At 65.3% G+C, this 19,401-nt stretch carries 14 protein-coding genes; 13 read left to right on the top strand and 1 reads right to left on the bottom strand.

Annotated features, from left to right (window positions below; genetic code table 11):
* Positions 1-19: 19 nt before the first annotated feature.
* Positions 20-1,567 (top strand): nitrogen regulation protein NR(I), encoded by a 1,548-nt coding sequence (gene ntrC, locus ACAD63_RS07100; RefSeq protein WP_133096508.1) that lies wholly within the window; start codon positions 20-22, stop codon positions 1,565-1,567.
* Positions 1,568-1,633: 66 nt separating this feature from the next.
* Here the strand turns inward: ntrC and ACAD63_RS07105 are convergent, their stop codons facing one another.
* On the bottom strand, positions 1,634-2,425 hold the full coding sequence (locus tag ACAD63_RS07105) for an HAD-IIB family hydrolase (RefSeq protein WP_434033639.1): 792 nt from the start codon (positions 2,423-2,425) through the stop codon (positions 1,634-1,636).
* Between the two features lie 195 nt (positions 2,426-2,620).
* Here ACAD63_RS07105 and ugpB point away from each other — a divergent pair, with 195 nt between their 5' ends.
* From ugpB to ccoN, 12 genes are all read left to right on the top strand, one after another.
* Complete coding sequence (gene ugpB, locus ACAD63_RS07110) at positions 2,621-3,937, top strand: sn-glycerol-3-phosphate ABC transporter substrate-binding protein UgpB (protein ID WP_434033640.1); 1,317 nt, start codon at positions 2,621-2,623, stop codon at positions 3,935-3,937.
* A gap of 132 nt (positions 3,938-4,069) precedes the next feature.
* On the top strand, positions 4,070-4,951 hold the full coding sequence (ugpA, locus tag ACAD63_RS07115) for a sn-glycerol-3-phosphate ABC transporter permease UgpA (RefSeq protein WP_029046178.1): 882 nt from the start codon (positions 4,070-4,072) through the stop codon (positions 4,949-4,951).
* A gap of 11 nt (positions 4,952-4,962) precedes the next feature.
* Positions 4,963-5,811 (top strand): sn-glycerol-3-phosphate ABC transporter permease UgpE, encoded by an 849-nt coding sequence (ugpE, locus tag ACAD63_RS07120; protein WP_133096505.1) that lies wholly within the window; start codon positions 4,963-4,965, stop codon positions 5,809-5,811.
* A 51-nt stretch (positions 5,812-5,862) separates the two neighbouring features.
* Positions 5,863-6,966: a sn-glycerol-3-phosphate import ATP-binding protein UgpC gene (locus tag ACAD63_RS07125; RefSeq protein WP_133096504.1), complete on the top strand. Its 1,104-nt coding sequence runs from the start codon at positions 5,863-5,865 to the stop codon at positions 6,964-6,966.
* A gap of 1 nt (position 6,967) precedes the next feature.
* Complete coding sequence (gene ugpQ / locus ACAD63_RS07130) at positions 6,968-7,723, top strand: glycerophosphodiester phosphodiesterase (protein ID WP_434033641.1); 756 nt, start codon at positions 6,968-6,970, stop codon at positions 7,721-7,723.
* Positions 7,724-8,044: 321 nt separating this feature from the next.
* Positions 8,045-10,897, top strand: coding sequence for a 2-oxoglutarate dehydrogenase E1 component (locus ACAD63_RS07135; protein ID WP_195427491.1), 2,853 nt, complete (start codon positions 8,045-8,047; stop codon positions 10,895-10,897).
* Positions 10,898-10,982: 85 nt separating this feature from the next.
* Complete coding sequence (gene odhB / locus ACAD63_RS07140) at positions 10,983-12,236, top strand: 2-oxoglutarate dehydrogenase complex dihydrolipoyllysine-residue succinyltransferase (RefSeq protein WP_135705491.1); 1,254 nt, start codon at positions 10,983-10,985, stop codon at positions 12,234-12,236.
* A gap of 106 nt (positions 12,237-12,342) precedes the next feature.
* A complete protein-coding gene (gene lpdA / locus ACAD63_RS07145; protein ID WP_133096500.1) occupies positions 12,343-13,767 on the top strand; it encodes a dihydrolipoyl dehydrogenase in 1,425 nt (474 codons plus the stop codon).
* 89 nt (positions 13,768-13,856) lie between these two features.
* Positions 13,857-14,954, top strand: a complete 1,098-nt coding sequence (gene zapE / locus ACAD63_RS07150) for a cell division protein ZapE (RefSeq protein WP_133096499.1) — start codon at positions 13,857-13,859, stop codon at positions 14,952-14,954.
* 115 nt (positions 14,955-15,069) lie between these two features.
* Positions 15,070-17,625 carry a heavy metal translocating P-type ATPase gene (locus ACAD63_RS07155; protein ID WP_133096498.1) on the top strand — a complete coding sequence of 852 codons (2,556 nt, stop codon included), beginning with the start codon at positions 15,070-15,072 and terminating at the stop codon, positions 17,623-17,625.
* A gap of 7 nt (positions 17,626-17,632) precedes the next feature.
* A complete protein-coding gene (gene ccoS, locus ACAD63_RS07160) occupies positions 17,633-17,779 on the top strand; it encodes a cbb3-type cytochrome oxidase assembly protein CcoS (protein WP_063238066.1) in 147 nt (48 codons plus the stop codon).
* A gap of 163 nt (positions 17,780-17,942) precedes the next feature.
* Positions 17,943-19,391, top strand: a complete 1,449-nt coding sequence (gene ccoN / locus ACAD63_RS07165) for a cytochrome-c oxidase, cbb3-type subunit I (protein ID WP_133096497.1) — start codon at positions 17,943-17,945, stop codon at positions 19,389-19,391.
* Positions 19,392-19,401: the final 10 nt, after the last annotated feature.

Raw genomic sequence — 19,401 nt, forward strand, 5'->3', positions numbered from 1 at the left:
GAGCAGACAAGCGACGCACATGAAGCCGATCTGGATAGTCGACGACGATCAATCAATCCGCTGGGTCCTGGAAAAGGCCCTTGCCCGTGAAAGCCTGCTCTCGCGCAGCTTCACCAATGTGCGAGACGTGCTGGCCGCGCTGGAAGAAGACCAGCCGCAGGTGCTGATTTCCGATATCCGCATGCCCGGCGGCTCCGGGCTGGATCTGCTGCAGGCCATCAAGGCGCGGCACCCGGGGCTGCCGGTCATCGTGATGACCGCCTACTCGGACCTGGACAGCGCCGTGGCGGCGTTCCAGGGCGGCGCCTTCGAATACCTGGCCAAGCCGTTCGATGTCGACAAGGCGGTCGAGCTGATCCGCCGTGCGCTCGAAGAAAGCCTGCGCGAAGAGGAGATGGACGACCGGCTGGTCGATGCGCCGGAGATCCTCGGCCAGGCGCCGGCGATGCAGGATGTGTTCCGCGCCATCGGGCGGCTGTCGCAGTCGAATGTCACGGTGATGATCACCGGCGAGTCGGGCACCGGCAAGGAACTGGTTGCGCGCGCGCTTCACAAGCACAGCCCGCGTGCCAACGGCCCGTTCATCGCGCTCAATACCGCGGCCATTCCCAAGGACCTGCTCGAATCCGAACTGTTCGGCCACGAGCGCGGCGCCTTCACCGGTGCGCAGACCATGCGCCGCGGCCGCTTCGAACAGGCCGAGGGCGGCACGCTGTTCCTCGATGAAATCGGCGACATGCCGTTCGATTTGCAGACCCGCCTGCTGCGCGTGCTGTCCGACGGCAACTTCTATCGCGTCGGCGGCCACAACCCGTTGCGCGCCAATGTGCGGGTCATCGCCGCGACGCACCAGAACCTGGAGCTGCGCGTCAAGGAAGGCCTGTTCCGCGAGGACTTGTTCCACCGCCTGAACGTGATCCGGCTGCGCTTGCCGCCGCTGCGCGAACGGCCCGAGGACATCACGCTGCTGGCGCGCCATTTCCTGCAGAAGAGCGCCAAGGAACTGGGCGTCGAGCCCAAGCGCATGTCGGACGAGGCGCTGGCCTATGTCAGCACGCTGCCGTTCCCCGGCAACGTGCGCCAGCTCGAGAACCTGTGCAACTGGCTGACGGTGATGGCACCGGCGCAGACCATCGAGGTCAAGGACCTGCCGCGCGAAATGCTGGAGGCTGGCGTCAGCGAGCCGATCAATGCGCCGCGGCCCGAGCGCGTGGTCGAGGCGCGTGCCGCCGAGTACGAAGCCGGTCATGAGCTGGCCGACTACGGCGGCTTTGCCATGCCGGTGGCGGAGGCGGATACGGCGACCGTGGTGCGGCCGGCGCCGGCTGTCAGCGCCGCGCCGGCCGGCACTGCCGCCGGCTGGGAGCACCTGCTGGCCGGCGAAGCGCGCGCCATGCTCGAGGCCGGGCAGCCGGAGGTCATGGATGTGCTGACACGCCGGTTCGAGAAGGCGGTGCTGGAGGCCGCGCTGGGTGTCACACGCGGGCGTAGGGTCGAGGCCGCGACGCGACTGGGCATCGGGCGAAATACCATTACGCGCAAGCTGCAGGAATTGGGATTCGACTGAGCGGGCAGAGCGGAAAAAAACGGCCGGGCATGTGCCCGGCCGTTTTGCTTTTTGCCTTGCCAGATCTCAGCCGCGCGCCTGCACCAGCCGCTGCGCCATCTCGGCGAAACCTTCGCCACCCGCCGCCGCAGTGATGAAGGCCGGCGGCACCGGCAACTGCGGCAGGATATCCCGCACATTGGCCACTCCGACCGACAGCGGAAAATGCGCGAACATGCTGGCATCGTTGGCTGAATCGCCGATAAACAGCCATTCATCGCGGCAAGCATCCAGATCTTCTCCGAGCAGTTCCGCCACGCACAGCTTGCTCATCGAGAGCTTGTCATGCTCTCCGAACCAGCCGTTGACATGGATGGAGCTGACCGTGGCAGTCATGCCGGCCTCGCGCATCAAGGCGGCAATGCGTGCCACCGCTTCCTGCGGCAGTGGCGGCACGTCTTCGGCATGATCGATCGCCAGGTCGGCGGCGTGCCAGGCCTGGTCCGACGCCAGCGCGCAGCCCGGCACCTCAAGCAGGATGCGCTGGCCAAGCGCATCGATGCGCTCGAGGTTGCGCGTCCGGGTGGCCGCATCGTCCAGGAAGCGGGTATGCAGCCGGCCATCGCGCAGGTGCGAATAGAAGGCACCGTTCTCGCCGATGATCGCGTCCACCGGCCACAGCCGGGTCAGGATCTCGGCCCACGCAATGCAGCGCCCCGTTACCGGGATGACGTGCAGGCCAGCCTGGCGCAGGCCGTCCAGCGCCAGATAAGTGGAAGCGGGCAGCCGCCCGTCGGTCGTCAGCGTGCCGTCGATATCGGTCAGCACGCCGCGCACGCGCTGCAGCACGGAATTAGAGAGCTTGTTCAGGGATTGCATGGCGGGCCATTGTAACCGTCGTCCTGCCGTCTTCGTCGGCTAACTCGCTTATTGCACCGCAAAACGGCGGAGATCCGTGAAGTTGCTGATTTGCTTGCCCGGGTGCGACCGGCGTAACATGCCGCTGTCACAAAAGAATCACATGCGGTCGGACTTTTCCTACCGCACAAAACAGACAGACCAAGGAGAGCATCGATGTCCGTATCCCGTACCGCGCTCAAACTTGCCGTGCTTGCCGCCCTGACCGGGGCCGGCAGCGCGCAGGCCGCCGTTGAAATCCAGTGGTGGCACGCCATGCAAGGCGCCCTGAACGACAAGGTGAACGAGATCGCCAACAAGTTCAACGCCAGCCAGTCCGACTACAAGGTGGTGCCAGTTAACAAGGGCAACTACGACGAAACCATGGCGGCCGGCATCGCCGCCTTCCGTGCCGGCGGCGCGCCGGCCATCCTGCAAGTGTTCGAAGTCGGCACCGCCACCATGATGAGCGCCAAGGGCGCGATCAAGCCGGTGTCGACGGTCATGAAGGACGCCGGCGAGAAATTCGACCAGAAGGCCTACATCCCGGCAGTGGCGGGTTACTACACCTCGTCCAAGGGCGAGATGCTGTCGTTCCCGTTCAACAGTTCGACCACGGTCTTCTACTACAACAAAGATGCCTTCAAGAAGGCCGGCCTGGACCCGGAGAAGGCGCCCAAGACCTGGCCGGAGGTGATGCAGTACTCGGCCAAGCTGAAGGCATCGGGCAGCAACTGCGCGTACACCACCGACTGGCAGGGCTGGGTCCACCTGGAAAGCTTCTCGGCCTGGCACAACACGCTGTATGCCACCAAGAATAACGGCTTCGGCGGCACCGACACGCGCCTGGTCTTCAACAGCCCGCTGCACGTCAAGCACATCACCAACCTGCAGGACATGGTGAAGAAGGGCTACTTCAGCTATGGCGGCCGCAAGGCGGAATCGCAGGCCAAGTTCTATAACGGCGAGTGCGCGATGTTTACCGGCTCGTCGGCCTCGCTGGCCAATATCCGCAAGAACGCCAAGTTCGCGTTCGCGGTGGCCCAGCTGCCGTACTACCCGGACGTGCAGGGCGCCCCGCAGAACACCATCATCGGCGGCGCTTCGCTGTGGGTGATGGGCGGCAAGAAGCCGGACGAGTACAAGGGCGTGGCCAAGTTCTTCAACTTCCTGTCGCGTCCGGAGATCCAGTCGGACTGGCACCAGGCCACCGGCTATCTGCCGGTAACGATGGCCGCCTACGAGATGACCAAGAAGTCCGGCTACTACGACAAAAACCCGGGTGCCGATGTGTCGGTGCAGCAGATGGTGGTCAAGACCACCGACAAGTCGCGCGGCGTGCGCCTGGGCAACATGGTGCAGATCCGTACCGTGGTGGACGAGGAACTGGAAGCCGTCTGGGCCGGCAAGAAGGAGCCCAAGGCAGCGCTGGACTCGGCTGTGGCCCGTGGCAACGATCTGCTGGAGCGCTTCCAGAAGACCGCGCGCGAATAAGCGCGGGCTGACAGCAAGCTGATAGGAAAGGGCGGGCGGCGGCGAAACCTCCGCCCGCTTGCATTGTGGCCGGCCGCATCCGGCCGTACCTGGAACGATGCCGCGACCCGCGGCATCCGCCGGAATCCGTTCATGGAAAAACGCGTTGTTTTCCGCTCGCCGTGGCTGCCGTATCTGCTGGTCTTGCCGCAGATCGCGATCACGCTGATCTTCTTTTTCCTGCCCGCGGGGCAGGCGCTGTATCAATCGATGCTGCAACAGGATGCCTTCGGCATCAACCTGGAGTTTGTTGGCCTCGATAACTTCCGCATGCTGTGGAACGACCCGCTGTATGTGGAGTCATTCCAGACCACTGCGATCTTCGCCATCGGCGTCACCGTGGTGGGCCTGACCACCGCGCTGGCGCTGGCCTATTTTGCCGATCGCGTGATCCGCGCCGCGGTCGGCTACAAGACCTTGCTGATCTGGCCGTATGCGGTCGCGCCGGCGGTGGCGGGCGTGCTGTGGATGTTCATGTTCAACCCGACGCTGGGCGTGGTCTCGTACGCACTGCGCAAGATGGGCGTGGAATGGAATTTCCTGCTCAACGGCAACCAGGCGCTGCTGCTGGTGGTGCTGGCCGCGGCATGGAAGCAGATCAGCTACAACTTCCTGTTCTTCCTGGCCGGGCTGCAGAGCATCCCGCGCTCGCTGATCGAGGCCGCGGCCATCGACGGCGCCGGGCCGTGGCGCCGCTTCTGGTCGATCATCTTCCCGCTGCTGTCGCCGACCACTTTTTTCCTGATGGTGATCAACGTGGTCTACGCCTTCTTCGATACCTTCGCCATCATCGACGCGGTCACGCATGGCGGCCCGTTCAACTCGACCAACACGCTGGTGTACAAGGTTTTCCATGACGGCTTCCGCGGCATGGATATTGGTGGCTCGGCCGCGCAGTCGGTGGTGCTGATGGTGATCGTGATCGCGCTGACCGTGGTGCAGTTCCGCTACGTGGAACGCAAGGTCCAGTACTGACGGAGGCAGCCATGGTAGAACGACGTCCTTTCCTTGATTTCCTGACCCACGCGGTGCTGATTCTCGGCATCGTGGTGGTGGTGTTCCCGGTGTACCTGACCTTCGTCGCGTCGACGCTGACTGCGGAAGAAGTGCTGGACGCGCCGATGACGCTGATCCCGGGCAGCCACCTGATCGAGAACTATCGCACCGTGCTGTTCCAGGGCGTGGGCGAGGCCGCATCGCCGGTCTCGACCATGATGAAGAACAGCCTGATCATGGCGCTCGGCATTGCGCTGGGCAAGATCGCGATCTCGATCATCTCGGCCTTTGCCATCGTCTATTTCAAGTTCCCGCTGCGCAAGACCTTCTTCTGGCTGATCTTCATCACGCTGATGCTGCCGGTCGAGGTGCGGATCCTGCCGACCTACAAGGTCGTGTCGGACCTTGGGCTGCTCGACAGCTACTTCGGGTTGACCATTCCGATCATCGCGTCGGCGACCGCGACCTTCCTGTTCCGCCAGTTCTTCCTGACCATTCCCGATGAACTGGCGGAAGCCGCGCGCATCGACGGCGCGGGGCCACTGCGCTTTTTCTGGGACGTGGTGCTGCCGCTGTCGCGCACCAGCATCGCCGCGCTGTTCGTGATCCAGTTCATCTACGGCTGGAACCAGTACCTGTGGCCGCTGCTGATCACCACGCAGAAGTCGATGACGCCGGTGGTGGTGGGCGTGACGCAGATGATCTCGCGCTCGGGCGATGCCGCCACCGACTGGAACCTGGTGATGGCCACGGTGATGCTGGCGATGATCCCGCCCGCGGTGGTGGTGGTGCTGATGCAGAAGTGGTTCGTCAAGGGCCTGGTCGAAACCGAAAAATAAGCGGAACAACAAGGCGTGGCGCGCCACCCGCGCGCGCGCAGGACAACAGCAATGGCAAAACTGTCGCTTCGCAACGTTCAGAAAACCTACGCCGGCGGTACCCAGGTGGTGCACGGCATCGACATGGAAATCGCCGACGGCGAGTTCATCGTCATCGTCGGCCCTTCGGGCTGCGGCAAGTCAACGCTGCTGCGCATGGTGGCGGGGCTGGAAACCATCACCGGGGGCGAGATCCATATCGGCGACAAGATCGTCAACAACCTGGAGCCGGCCGAGCGGGACATCGCCATGGTGTTCCAGAACTACGCGCTCTACCCGCACATGAGCGTGTACGACAACATGGCCTACGGCCTGAAGATCCGCGGCATGGCCAAGGCCGAGATCCAGCAGCGCGTGGAGCATGCCGCCGGCATCCTGGAGCTGTCGCCGCTGCTGGACCGCAAGCCGCGCCAGCTGTCGGGCGGGCAGCGCCAGCGCGTGGCCATGGGCCGTGCCATCGTGCGCGAGCCGGCGGTGTTCCTGTTCGACGAGCCGCTGTCCAACCTCGACGCCAAGCTGCGCGTGCAGATGCGGCTGGAACTGAAGGACCTGCATCGCCGCCTCGGCACCACCAGCCTGTACGTGACCCACGACCAGGTCGAGGCGATGACGCTGGCCGACCGCATGATGGTGCTCAACGCGGGCCGCGTGGAGCAGATCGGCACGCCGCTGCAAGTCTATTCGAAGCCGGCCAGCACCTTTGTTGCGGGCTTTATCGGTTCGCCGCCGATGAACCTGATCCCGGTGGTTCGCAACGGCGCGGGCAATGGTGGCGCGCAGATGCGGGTGGTGGCGAAGGAGGGCGCCGACAGCGCTCCCGCCACGCTCGGCCACCTGCCGATGGGACTGCACCTGCCCGAACAGGCGTTGCTGGGACTGCGGCCGGAACATATCGAGCCGTGCGCCGCGCACGAGGCCATCGCCGAGGTCGATGTGCGCGTGGTGGAGGCGCTCGGCGCCGACTCGTTCGCCTATGGTTCGCTCGGCGGCCAGCCGGTGGTGGTGCGGCTGGAGAGCCATGCGCGCGTGAGCGCAGGCGACCGCCTGCCTGTGACCTCGTCGCCTGACCACCTCCATTTCTTCGCGCCGGATACCGGCAAGCGCATCGAGGCCTGACATGCCAGCCATCGCAGACACCCAGTCCTGGCCGTACCCGCGCCATATCGCGCATCGCGGCGCGGGCAAGCTGGCGCCCGAGAACACGCTCGCCGCGTTCCGCCACGGCGCCGCCTTTGGGTACCGGATGTTCGAGTTCGACGTCAAGCTGACTGCCGACGACAAGCCGGTGCTGATGCACGACGCGACGCTCGACCGCACCACCAGCGGCAAGGGCAGGGTCGATGCGCTGACGCTTGGCGAGTTGGCGCTGCTCGATGCCGGCAGCTGGCACGGCCCGGCCTGGGCCGGAGAGCCGGTGCCGACGCTGGCCGCCATCGCCCGCTATACGCAGGCCAACGGCTTCCTGGCCAATATCGAGATCAAGCCGGTGCCCGGCACCGAAGCGCGCACCGGCGCGGCGGTCGCGCTAGATGCCGCGGCGCTGTGGGCTGGCGCTGCGGTGCCGCCGCTGCTGTCGTCGTTCTCGGAAGAGACACTGACTGCGGCAGCACGCGTGGCGCCAGACCTGCCGCGAGCGCTGCTGCTCGACAAGCTGCCGGCCGACTGGCTCGAGCGGTTGCGCCGGCTCGGCTGCGTGGCACTCGATGCGAATTACCGAGAGCTGGACGAGGGCGTCATTGCGTCCGCGCACGCGGCCGGCTACCGCGTCCTCAGCTATACCGTGAACGACCCGGCGAAGGCCGCGCAACTGCTGGGCTGGGGGCTGGACGGGCTGATCACCGATGCCGTCGACAAGATAGAGCCGCACGTCTGATTGTTGTGTGGCTGTTGCTAAAACGCCGATGGCGATGCGAGTTGTCGTGCGATGAAGTTCCGCATCGCGAAAAGTCCACATCCCGTTCAGGCAAACATGCTATTCTTACCGCCGTGAAGACTTAGGTCCTTCCCCGCACAACTTGCCCTTTCGGGCCTTGTGAGGAAGCCAGCACATGCGGCACCCCGGTGGCGCCGTTTGCGCAGGGTCCTCAGTTGGGCTCCCAAGAGTTGTTTGCAATCCGCTAACCGGTCAAGCCGTGTCGCGGAAGGTTGAATAACCCGCTGAACTCCGGCATACCCGGAGAATAGTGAGCGTCCCATGATGCAGCAGTACCAGAGCAGTTCGTACCTCTTCGGCGGTAACGCCCCGTATGTCGAAGAACTGTACGAAGCCTACCTCCAGAATCCCGCCTCGGTTCCCGACAACTGGCGTTCTTACTTCGACGCCATGCAGAACGTTCCTGCCGTCGACGGCACGAACGGCCGGGATGTCGCCCACGCTCCCATCGTTGCCTCGTTCGCCGAGCGCGCCAAAGCAGGCCCCATCAAGACCATCGTTGCCTCGGCCGATTCCGACATGGGCCGCAAGCGCGTCGCTGCCACCCAGCTGATCGCCGCCTACCGCAACATCGGTTCGCACTGGGCCGACCTGGACCCGCTCAAGCGCCAGGAGCGTCCGCCCCTGCCGGATCTGGACCCCGCGTTCTACGGTTTTTCCGAAGCTGACCTCGACATCGTCTTTAATGCCAGCAATACGTACTTTGGCAAGGAGTCGATGAGCCTGCGCGAGCTGCTGAACAACCTGCGCGAAACCTACTGCGGCACCATCGGCGCCGAATTCATGTACGTGAGCGACCAGGCGCAGAAGCGCTGGTGGCAGGAGCGCCTGGAAACCACGCGTTCCAAGCCGGTCTTCACGCTGGAGAAGAAGAAGCACATCCTCGACCGCCTGACCGCGGCCGAAGGCCTGGAGCGCTTCCTCCACACCAAGTACGTCGGCCAGAAGCGCTTCTCGCTGGAAGGCGGCGAAAGCTTCATCGCCGCGATGGACGAACTGATCCAGCGCGCCGGTACCAAGGGTGTGCAGGAAATCGTGATCGGCATGGCCCACCGCGGCCGCCTGAACGTGCTGGTCAACACGCTGGGCAAGATGCCGGCCGATCTGTTCGCCGAATTCGAAGGCAAGCACGTCGACGACCTGCCGGCCGGTGACGTCAAGTACCACAAGGGCTTCTCGAGCGATGTCTCGACCGAAGGCGGCCCGGTGCACCTGTCGCTGGCGTTCAACCCGTCGCACCTGGAAATCGTCAACCCGGTGGTGGAAGGCTCGGCCAAGGCCCGCCAGGAACGCCGCGGCGAAGTCGGCCACAAGGAAGTGCTGCCGGTGCAGGTGCACGGCGACGCCGCCTTTGCCGGCCAGGGCGTGGTCATGGAGACGCTGAATCTCGCGCAGACCCGCGGCTACGGCACGGGCGGCACGATGCACATCGTCATCAACAACCAGATCGGCTTCACCACCTCCGACCCGCGCGACGCCCGCTCGACGCTGTACTGCACGGACGTGGTCAAGATGATCGAGGCCCCGGTGCTGCACGTGAACGGCGACGATCCCGAAGCCGTGGTGTACGCCATGCAGCTGGCGGTTGATTTCCGCATGGAATTCAACAAGGACGTCGTGGTCGACATCATCTGCTTCCGCAAGCTGGGCCACAACGAGCAGGATACCCCGGCGGTCACGCAGCCGCTGATGTACAAGAAGATCAGCCAGCACCCCGGCACGCGCAAGGTGTACGCCGAGAAGCTGGCCGCGCAGAAGCTGGTCCCGGCCGAGTTTGGCGACGAGAAGGTCAAGGAATACCGCGCTGCGATGGACGCCGGCAAGCACACCGCCGACCCCGTCCTGTCGAACTTCAAGAACAAGTTCGCGGTGGACTGGATGCCGTTCCTGAACCGCAAGTGGACCGACGCCGCCGACACCGCGGTGCCGGTGACCGAACTGAAGCGCCTGGCCGAGCGCATCACCACCACGCCTGAGACGCTGAAGCTGCACCCGCTGGTGGAGAAGGTCGTCAAGGACCGCGCCAACATGGGCCGTGGCGACCAGCCGCTGGACTGGGGCATGGGTGAGCACCTGGCCTTCGCCTCGCTGGTGTCCTCGGGCTACCCGGTGCGCATCACCGGCCAGGACGCCGGCCGCGGCACCTTTACCCACCGCCACGCCGTGCTGCACGACCAGGCGCGCGAGCGCTGGGATGCCGGCTCGTACGTGCCGCTGCAGAACGTGTCGGAAAACCAGGCACCGTTCACGGTGATCGACTCGGTGCTGTCGGAAGAAGCCGTGCTCGGCTTCGAATACGGCTACTCCGCAGCCGAGCCGAACGCGCTGGTGATCTGGGAAGCCCAGTTCGGCGACTTCGTCAACGGCGCCCAGGTGGTGATCGACCAGTTCATCTCGTCGGGTGAAGTGAAGTGGGGCCGCGCCTCGGGCCTGACCCTGATGCTGCCGCACGGCTACGAAGGCCAGGGTCCGGAGCACAGCTCGGCTCGTATCGAACGTTTTCTGCAGCTCTGCGCGGACCACAACATGCAGGTCTGCCAGCCGACCACGCCGGCCCAGATCTTCCACCTGCTGCGCCGCCAGATGATCCGCCTGTTCCGCAAGCCGCTGGTGATCATGACGCCGAAGTCGCTGCTGCGTAACAAGGACGCCGTGTCGTCGCTGTCTGAACTGGCCAAGGGCCACTTCGAGACCGTGATTGCCGACCAGGAAGAACTGAACGCCAGCAAGGTCAAGCGCGTCATCATGTGCTCGGGCAAGGTCTACTACGACCTGGTCAACACGCGCAAGGAACGCGAGGCCAACGACACCGCGATTATCCGCCTGGAACAGCTGTATCCGTTCCCGCACAAGGCTGTTGCCGCGGAACTGAAGAAATATCCGAACGCCACCGAGATCGTGTGGTGCCAGGACGAGCCGCAGAACCAGGGTGCCTGGTTCTTCGTGCAGCACTACATCATGGAAAACATGACGGATGGCCAGAAGCTCGGTTATGCCGGTCGTCCCGCCTCGGCTTCGCCGGCGGTGGGCTACTACGCAAAGCACAACGAGCAACAGAAGGCTCTGCTGGAAGCTGCCTTCGCCAAGCTCAAGGGCTTTGTTCTGACCAAGTAATCAGAGGCAGCCACGGCGACGCGCGCAGTTGCGCCGTGGCTTGCCGATATAAAGACAACACGCATAACACGAGGAATTCACAACCATGGCTATTGTTGACGTCAAGGTTCCGCAGCTGTCCGAATCGGTCGCCGAAGCGACCATGCTCAACTGGAAGAAGAAGCCTGGCGAAGCCGTTGCCCAGGACGAGATCCTGATCGAGATCGAAACCGACAAGGTCGTGCTGGAAGTGCCGGCCCCGTCGGCAGGCGTCCTGTCGATCATCGTCAAGAACGACGGCGATACCGTCGTGGCCGATGAAATCATCGCCAAGATCGATACCGAAGCCACTGCTGGTGCCGCCGCCCCGGCTGCTGCCGCTCCGGCGCCCGCCGCCGCTGCCCCGGCACCGGCTGCTGCTGCTGCTGCCGCTCCTGCCGCCGCAGGCGGCGTGGCCATGCCGTCTGCTGCCAAGCTGATGGCCGAAGCCGGCCTGTCGGCTGGCCAGGTTGCCGGCACCGGCAAGGACGGCCGCATCACCAAGGGTGACGCGCTGGCTGCTGCTGCTGCTCCGGCCGCCAAGGCCGCCCCGGCTCCGGCCGCCGCCAAGCCGGCGCTGCAGCAGGTTTCGGCTCCGGTCGACTTCGCCGCACTGGGCGACCGCCCGGAAGAGCGCGTGCCGATGAGCCGCCTGCGCGCCCGTATCGCCGAGCGCCTGCTGCAGTCGCAAGCCACCAACGCCATCCTCACCACCTTCAATGAAGTCAATATGAAGCCGGTGATGGACCTGCGCAACAAGTACAAGGACCGCTTCGAGAAGGAACACGGCGTGAAGCTGGGCTTCATGTCGTTCTTCGTCAAGGCCGCGGTGCACGCGCTGAAGAAGTTCCCGCTGATCAATGCCTCGATCGACGGCAACGACATCGTCTACCACGGCTATTTCGACATCGGTATCGCCGTGGGCTCGCCGCGCGGCCTGGTGGTGCCCATCCTGCGCAATGCCGACCAGATGAGCCTGGCCGACATCGAGAAGAAGATCGCCGAGTTTGGCGTGAAGGCCCGTGACGGCAAGCTGTCGCTGGACGAGCTGAGCGGCGGGACCTTCTCGATCTCCAACGGTGGCGTGTTCGGTTCGATGCTGTCGACCCCGATCATCAACCCGCCGCAATCGGCCATCCTGGGCGTGCACGCCACCAAGGATCGCCCGGTGGTGGAAGACGGCCAGATCGTGATCCGCCCGATGAACTACCTGGCCATGTCCTACGACCACCGCATCATCGACGGCCGCGAAGCCGTGCTGGGCCTGGTCGCCATGAAGGACGCGCTGGAAGATCCGGCCCGCCTGCTGCTGGACCTGTAATCGACGGTCCCCCCTGCGCGCGTTGGTTCATGCCGGCGCGCGCGGTGCGCATCTCCAGAGTTGATCGCGCGCCGGCACACGCTGCCGGTGCCACAAAGGAATCCCCATGAGCAAACAATTCGACGTGCTGGTGATCGGCGCCGGCCCCGGCGGCTATATCGCCGCGATCCGCGCCGGCCAGCTCGGCCTGAACGTGGCCTGCTGCGAAGGCAACGCCTACGACGATCCCAAGAACGAGCCGCGCCTGGGCGGCACCTGCCTGAACGTGGGCTGCATCCCGTCAAAGGCACTGCTGGCTTCCTCGGAAGAATTCGAGAACGCCCAGCACCACCTGGCGGACCACGGCATCACCGTGGGCGACGTCAAGGTCGACGTGTCCAAGATGCTCAAGCGCAAGGACGATATCGTCGGCAAGATGACCAAGGGCATCGAGTTCCTGTTCCGCAAGAACAAGGTGACGCTGCTCAAGGGCTACGGCAAGTTCGTCGGCAAGACCGCCGAGGGCTTCCAGGTCGAGATCGCCGGTGAAGTCGTGACCGCCAAGCAGGTCATCATCGCCACCGGTTCGAAGGCCCGCCACCTGCCGGGCATCAAGGTCGACAACGACCTGGTCAGCGATAACGAGGGTGCGCTCAAGTTCCCCGCAGTGCCGAAGAAGCTGGGCGTGATCGGCGCCGGCGTGATCGGCCTGGAGCTGGGTTCGGTGTGGCGCCGCCTGGGCTCGGACGTGACCGTGCTGGAAGCGCTGCCCGCGTTCCTGGGCGCCGCCGACGAAGGCGTGGCCAAGGAAGCCCAGAAGCAGCTGACCAAGCAAGGCCTGAAGTTCAGCCTCGGCGTGAACGTGAGCGAAGTGACCACCGGCAAGAACGGCGTCACCGTCAAGTACACCGACAAGGACGGCGCCGCCCAGACCCTGGAAGTCGATCGCCTGATCGTGTCGGTCGGCCGCGTGCCCAACACCGACAACCTGGGCCTGGATGCTGTCGGCCTGGCCGCCGACCAGCGCGGTTTCATCGAGGTGGACGACCACTGCGCCACCAAGGTGCCGGGCCTGTGGGCCATCGGCGACGTGGTGCGCGGCCCGATGCTGGCGCACAAGGCCGAGGACGAAGGCGTGGCCGTGGCCGAGCGCATCGCCGGCCAGAAGCCGCATATCGACTACAACTGCGTGCCGTGGGTGATCTACACCTTCCCGGAAATCGCATGGGTCGGCAAGACCGAAGCCCAGCTCAAGGCAGAAGGCCGCGAGTTCAAGGCTGGCCAGTTCCCGTTCATGGCCAACGGCCGTGCGCTGGGCATGGGTCACGCCGATGGCTTCGTCAAGATGCTGGCCGACGCCAAGACCGACGAGATCCTGGGCGTGCACATCGTGGCTGCCAACGCGTCGGACCTGATCGCCGAAGCCGTGGTGGCGATGGAGTTCAAGGCCGCCAGCGAAGATATCGGCCGCGTCTGCCATCCGCACCCGTCGATGTCGGAAGTCATGCGTGAAGCCGCGCTGGCTGTCGACAAGCGTCAACTCAATATGTAAGGCGCATGCCTCGCATTGTTTGAGTACCGGCGCGCCGCACCAGCGGCGCGCCGTTTTCACTTGCGGCGCGTGCCGCGTGAGCCCCCAGCATGAACGTCACTGAGTACTACAAAAAGGAACTGAAGGAGCGCGGCTACACATCCGACGAGGCGCAGTTGCGTGCCGTGGCGCGGCTGCAGCAGTGCTACGACGAATGGGTGGCCTACAAGAGCCGCCGCAACAACGCGCTGAAGAAGCTGCTGGTCCGTCCCGACGTGCCCAAGGGCGTCTACATGTGGGGCGGGGTGGGGCGCGGCAAGTCTTTCCTGATGGACAGCTTCTATACCTGCGTGCCGGTGGTGCGCAAGACGCGGCTGCACTTCCACGAATTCATGCGCGAGGTCCATCGCCAGCTGGAAGAGCTGCGCGGCCGCCCGGACCCGCTGGATGAACTGGCCAGGCGCATCGCGCGCCGGTTCCGGCTGATCTGTTTCGACGAGTTCCATGTCAGCGACGTCGCCGACGCGATGATCCTGCACCGCCTGCTGCAGCAGCTGTTCGACAACGGCGTGCAGTTCGTGATGACTTCCAACTACCGGCCGGACCTGCTCTATACGGACGGCCTGCACCGCGACCGGGTGCTGCCTGCCATCGCGCTGATCCAGCAGAAGATGGACGTGCTCAACGTCGATGCCGGCATCGACTACCGCAAGCGCGCACTGGAACAGGTGCAGGCTTACCACACGCCGCTCGACGCCAGCGCGAACTCGGCGCTGCGCGATGCCTTCACGTCGATTGCCGGCGTGGCCGACGAGTCGCCGCTGCTGCATATCGAGCACCGCGAACTGCGCTCGCTGCGCAAGGCCAATGGCGTGGTGTGGTTCGACTTCGCCACGCTATGCGGCGGGCCGCGCTCGCAGAACGATTACCTGGAGCTGGCTTCGCAGTTCCATACCGTGATCCTGTCCGACGTGCCGCGCATGACGCCGCGCATGTCGTCGGAAGCACGGCGCTTTACCTGGCTGATCGACGTCTTCTACGACCACAAGGTCAAGCTGCTGATGTCGGCAGAAGTGCCGGCGGACGAACTCTACACAGAGGGGCAGATGGCCAACGAATTCCACCGGACCGTGTCGCGCATCATCGAGATGCAGTCGCGCGAGTACCTGGAATCCGAGCGCCGCACCATGGACACGTCGCTCACCTGAGCGTCGGCAAGCGTTGTATTTCGGCCCGGCGCGACGATAGCCGGGCCGCATTGACCTAAATCAAGGCCGATGCCGGGACCGCCCTATACCCTGCAGGGGGTAGAAAAAGGTCCCCATGTCGTCCCCAGCCACCATCCCTTCCGCCAGCGTGCTGGCCTTGCATGCAGCGTCCGCGGCGCCTGCCGCCAACGCTGGCACGGCCGCTGTTGGGGCGCAACTCGCATGCTTCCATTGCGGCCTGCCCGTCGCGCAGGCCGAGCCACTGGCTGCCGAACTGGACGGCGCCCGCCGGGTCTTCTGCTGTGGCGGCTGCCAGGCCCTGGCGCAGACCCTCCACGCAGCCGGATTTGCCCATCTATATGGTGACGAGGCCCGCTTTGCCCGTCCGATCGACGACGCGGCGCGGCGCGAAGCCGAGCCGATCTGGGGCGCCTATGACACCCCCGAATTGCGCACCCAGTTCGTGCGCCCGCTCGACAACGGCCGCGCCGAGATCACGCTGGCGCCGGAGAACATCCGCTGCGCCGCCTGCGCCTGGCTGATCGAGCAGCACCTGACGCGCCAGCCCGGCGTGGAATCCGCGGTTGCCAATGTCGCCACCCGCCGCGTGGTGGTGCGCTGGCGCGAAGGCACGCAGTCCGTGGCCGGATTGCTGGCCGCGCTCGCCGGCATCGGCTACATGGCGTGGCCGTTCGAGGTCTCGCGCACCGACCAGCAGGACCGTCGCGCGCGCCGCAGCCTGCTGATGCGCATGGCCGTGGCCATGCTCGGCATGATGCAGGTAATGATGTACGCATGGCCGATCTACACGCACGAGGCCACCATCGACCCCGGCCAGTTGCAGCTGATGCGCTGGGCCAGTTTTGCGCTGACGTTGCCGGTGGTCTTCTATTCCGCATCGCCGATCTTTGGCGGCGCCTGGCGCAGCCTGCGCCAGCGCCATATGGGCATGGACGTGCCGGTCGCCATCGGCGTGGGCGCGGGATTTATCGCCAGTGCGCTCGCCACCGTGCGCGGCATCGGCGAGGTCTATTTCGATTCGGTGACGATGTTCGTCGCCTTCCTGCTGCTGGCGCGCTACCTCGAACTGCGGGTGCGCCAGGCATCGCGCAGCGGTGCCGAGATGCTCGCGCGCCAGCTTCCCGCCACCTGCGAGCGGCTTGCCGGAATAGGGGCCACGGGTGAACGCATCCCGGTGGCACGTTTGCGCCAGGGCGACCTGATCCGCGTGAAGGCGGGCGAGATCGTTCCCGCCGACGGGACCGTCGTCGCCGGCGCCAGCGAACTGGACGAGTCCATGCTGACCGGCGAAAGCCGGCCGGTGCGCCGCCGTGCCGGTGAAACCGTGCTGGCCGGCTGCTTCAACACCGCCAGCCCGCTGGAGCTGCGCGTGTCGCGCGTGGGCGCCGGCACACGGCTGGCCGAGATCGTGGCGGTGCTCGACCGCGCACTGGCGGAGAAGCCCCGCCTGGCCACGCTGGCCGACCGTGTCGCCGGCTGGTTCGTGGCGACGCTGCTGGTGCTGGCGGCGCTGACCGGGCTGGTGTGGGGGCTGTGGATCGATCCGTCACGCGCGCTGCTGGTGACGATCGCCGTGCTGGTGGTCAGCTGTCCGTGCGCGCTGTCGCTGGCCACGCCGGCCGCGCTGGCCGCCGCGGGCGCCGCGCTGTCGCGGCGCGGCGTACTGCTGACGCGCGGCCATGCGCTGGAGACGCTGGCGCGCGTGACCGATGTGGTGCTGGACAAGACCGGCACGCTGACTGAAGGACGCTTTGCCGTGGCGGCAGTGCAGCCGCTGGCCGACCTGAGCGAGGCGCAATGCCTTGCACTGGCCGCGGCGATGGAGCGCGGCGGCGAGCACCCCATCGCACGCGCACTGCTCGCGGCCGTGCCCGATGGAGGGGGCCATGCCGTGGCGGTCACCGGCATCCGCAACGTGCCCGGACAGGGCCTTGAAGCCACGGTCGACGGACGCCGCCTGCGGCTCGGCCGGCTGGATTTCGCGCGCGGGCTCGTTAGCGGCGGCTCATCCGTGCCAGTGCCGGCGGTTGCGGGCCCGGCCCATCCCGGCGCCACGGTCGTGTGGCTGGCGGCACAGGACGGCGTGCTCGCCAGCTTCGTGCTGGCCGATGTCGAGCGCGCGCAGACGTCCGCGCTGCTGGCGCGGCTCGGTGCGCTGGGCGTGCGCTGCCACCTCGTCTCCGGCGATAACGCCGCGGCCGTGCGCTGGTGGGCAGAGCACTTCGGCATCGGCCATGCCGCCGGCGAAGTGACACCCGAGGGCAAGCGCGACTACGTCGCGCGGCTGCAGCAGGGCGGGGCGGTAGTGCTGGCCGTGGGCGACGGCATCAACGACGCCCCGGTGCTGGCGCAGGCGCAGGTCTCGATCGCGATCGGCAGCGGCGCGCCGCTGGCGCAGGCCGGCGCCGACGCCGTGCTGACACACGGCGGCATCGACGAGATCGCAACCGCGCTGGCGGTGTCGCGCAAGGCGCGGCGCGTGGTGCGGCAGAACCTGGGCTGGTCCTTTTTCTACAACGTGGTGGCGATCCCGCTGGCGGCGACCGGGCTGGTGATGGCATGGATGGCCGGTATCGGCATGTCACTGTCGTCGCTGCTGGTGGTGGCCAACGCCTGGCGTCTGCTGCGCGCCGGCCGCAAGTCGGTCTAGGAGCCTCATGGAAACGCTTTACCTGCTCGTGCCGATGAGCCTGGTACTCGTCGTCGTGATCGCCGCCGCGCTGTGGTGGGCATTGCATGCGGGCCAGTACGACGATCTCGACCGGCCCGCGGAATCGATCCTGCTGGACAACGACAAGCCTTGATGCGCGCATGTCCTGGGATGACATCGGTCTGGGACCGGGGCGCGCCGCGAGGTTCATTGCCGGTCCTGAGCGACTTGATAAAGATCAACACACCGGTGGCGGGGTTTTTCTAAAGTCACAACGTCAGTAGGTTTTTTCTCTTCTCTAAGCTTTGGGGGTCTGAATGGATGTCACTGCCGCGTCTTCACGCGTCGACACCTTCAATTACGGCGTCGTAAGACAGTTCGCTGTCATGACGGTAGTCTGGGGGATCGTCGGCATGGCCGTCGGCGTGCTGCTGGCAGCACAGCTGATCTGGCCTGAACTCAACTTCAACACGCCCTGGCTGTCGTTCGGCCGCCTGCGGCCGCTGCATACCAATGCGGTGATCTTTGCCTTCGGCGGCAGCGCGCTGTTCGCGACCTCGTACTACGTGGTCCAGCGCACCTGCCAGGCCCGCCTGTTCTGCGGCCCGCTCGCGGCGTTCACGTTCTGGGGCTGGCAACTGGTTATCGTCGCCGCGGCCATCACGCTGCCGCTGGGCATTACCTCCTCGAAGGAATACGCCGAACTGGAATGGCCGATCGACCTGCTGATCACCGCGGTCTGGGTGGCCTATGCGATCGTGTTCTTCGGCACCATCGTCAAGCGCAAGACACGGCATATTTATGTCGCCAACTGGTTCTTCGGCGCCTACATCCTGACCATCGCGCTGTTGCACATCGTCAACAACATTGAGATGCCGGTGTCGCTGTGGAAGTCCTACTCGGCCTATGCCGGCGTGCAGGACGCAATGATCCAGTGGTGGTATGGCCATAACGCGGTGGGCTTCTTCCTGACCACCAGCTTCCTCGGGATGATGTACTACTTCATTCCCAAGCAGGCCGAGCGTCCGATCTATTCATACCGCCTGTCCATCGTCCACTTCTGGGCGTTGAACTTCACCTACATGTGGGCCGGCCCGCACCACCTGCAGTACACCGCGCTGCCAGACTGGGCGCAGTCGCTCGGCATGGTGTTCTCGCTGATTCTGCTGGCGCCGTCGTGGGGCGGCATGATCAACGGCATCATGACCCTGTCGGGCGCCTGGCACAAGCTGCGCACCGACCCGATACTGAAGTTCCTGGTGGTGGCGCTGTCGTTCTATGGCATGTCCACGTTCGAAGGCTCGATGATGTCGATCAAGACCGTCAATGCGCTGTCGCACTACACGGACTGGACCATCGGCCACGTGCACTCCGGCGCGCTGGGCTGGGTCGCAATGATCTCGATTGGTTCGCTCTACTACCTGATCCCGCGGCTGTTCGGCGAGAAGCAGATGTACAGCGTGCGCCTGATCGAATGGCACTTCTGGATCGCGACCATCGGCGTGGTGCTGTATATCGCCTCGATGTGGATCGCCGGCGTGATGGAAGGCCTGATGTGGCGCGCCACGCAGCCTGACGGCACGCTGACCTATGCCTTCGTCGAAGCGGTCAAGGCCAAGTACCCGTTCTACCTGATCCGTTTGCTGGGTGGCATCTGTTTCCTCTCCGGCATGCTGCTGATGGCCTACAACGTCGCCAAGACCATCGTCGGCAAGCGTGCCGTGGATGCGCCGATCCCGGCCAGCATCCCGGCCTCCGCACACTGATCATTCCAGG

It is taken from the genome of Cupriavidus sp. a3 (assembly GCF_051015765.1).
Lineage (GTDB): Bacteria > Pseudomonadota > Gammaproteobacteria > Burkholderiales > Burkholderiaceae > Cupriavidus > Cupriavidus oxalaticus_A.